At 76.4% G+C, this 1,754-nt stretch carries 1 protein-coding gene; it reads left to right on the top strand.

Annotation, left to right across the window (positions count from 1 at the left end; all coding sequences use genetic code 11):
- Window positions 1-336 precede the first annotated feature (336 nt).
- A partial coding sequence (locus DLJ47_RS34675) for an MFS transporter (protein WP_233258182.1) occupies window positions 337-1,754 on the top strand: 1,418 nt, incomplete at its 3' end.

Here is a 1,754-nt window from a genome sequence, read left to right as displayed (position 1 = left end):
CCGGTGGATCCCGCCACCGAACCCCTCGCCGCCCGCTGACCGGCCCGATCCTGGTAGGAAGCGGCCCCTCCGGGGGCTGTTTCCTACCAGGATCGACGGCGCCGGGCGGCCGGGTCCCGGTCCGCCGTCCGTGCCGGTGGCCTGGTCGATCGGGGGAGGTGCCGGTGACCGGACGGCTGCCCGATTTCTTCCAGCCTGTGCTCGTCTGCGACGGCGCCCGGTGAACCCCCTCACGAACAGGGGCGGATCGGTTTGCCGGCCGCCAGACTTGGCGACCGCCGAACCACCGAGCGGGTCGGCGTCGTCAGTCGCCGTCGTACGGGGAGGTCGTGGCCCGTGGGTGCCACGTTCGCAGCGCTGCGCCACCGCAACTACCGGATCTGGGCCGCTGCGGGTTTCGTGTCCGTGGTCGGCACCTGGATGCAGGTGCTCGGGGTCAACTGGTACGTGCTCGCCGAGACCCGGTCGGCGACCTCGATGGGCCTCGCCGTCCTCCTTCAGGCCCTGCCCACGCTGCTGCTCAGCGTCTGGGGCGGGGCGCTGGCCGACCGGCTGCGGGCCAAGCCACTGCTGATCGCCGCGCAGGCCGCCCACGCGGCGCTGGCCGCCGGACTGGCGGTGGTGGCCGTCACCGGTACCGGCGGCCTGCCGGCGATCTACGCGATCTCGCTGGCCACCGGCGCGGTCTCGGCGATCGAGGGGCCGGTGATGGGTCGCTGGACGTCGACCCTGGTGGACCGGGAGAGCCTGGGCAACGCCCTGGCGCTCGGGTCGCTCACCCACTCCGCCGGCCGCATCCTGGGCATGAGCGCCGGCGCCGTGGTGGTCGCCGCCGTCGGTCCGGCCCTGCTCTTCGCGATCAACGCGGCCAGCTTCGTCGCGGTGCTGGCCGCGCTGTTCGCCGTACGGGAGCGCGAGCTGCACACCGGCGGGCCGGCGGCCGACGCGGAGCCCGCCGACGGCGGCATCCGGGCCGGCTTCCGTTACCTGCTGCGCCAGCCGGTGGTGCTGGTCGCATTGGCCCTGTCCTTCGTGCTCGGCAGCCTCGGCCGCAACTACCAGGTCACCATGGCGGCGATGAGTGAGGGGCCGCTGGGCGCTGGTGCGGCCGGCTACGGCGTGCTGTCCACGGTCTTCGCGGTGGGCACGGTGCTCGGCGCGTTCGTCGCGGCCCGCCGCCGGCACCTGGGCTACGGCGTCCTGGTCGGCGCGGGCCTGCTGGCCAGCGGGCTGCAGATCGGCGCCGGCCTGGCCCCGAGCACCCTGGGCTTCGCCGCGGTGATCCTGCCGATCGCCGCCGCCGCGGTGATCATCGACACCACCGTGGGCACCCGGGCCCAACTCGACACCGACTACGCGATGCGCGGCCGGGTGCTGGCCGCGCTGGCGGTCACCGGCTCGGTCTCCGCCGCGGTCGGCGCTCCGCTGCTCGGCTGGCTCTCCGAGCACGCCGGCCCGCGGCAGACGCTGGTGCTGGCCGGTGTGGCCACGGCGGTGGCCACCGCCGTGGCCGGGGTGGCGCTGGACGGGCTGCGGGATCGCCGGCTGCGCGGGCGGATCAGCCGCGCGCTGGCCGCGCCCAGGGTGCGTCGGGCCGCCTCGACCGCCGCCCGCGTGGTCCGGCCCGCCTCGACGGTGGCTCGGCCGGTGTCGATGGCGACCGTCCGGCCGGTGGCCGGCGTCCCCACCGCCCGCTGGGCGCCGCCCCGGCCGAGGGGCGCCCGGCTGCGCCCGCCGGCCGACGAGTACGCGGC

The sequence above is a fragment of the Micromonospora sp. S4605 genome, assembly GCF_003176715.1.
In the GTDB taxonomy this organism is placed as follows: domain Bacteria; phylum Actinomycetota; class Actinomycetes; order Mycobacteriales; family Micromonosporaceae; genus Micromonospora; species Micromonospora echinaurantiaca.
Note: the sequence above shows the minus strand (reverse complement) of the source record. Positions and strands in the feature narration are given on the sequence as shown.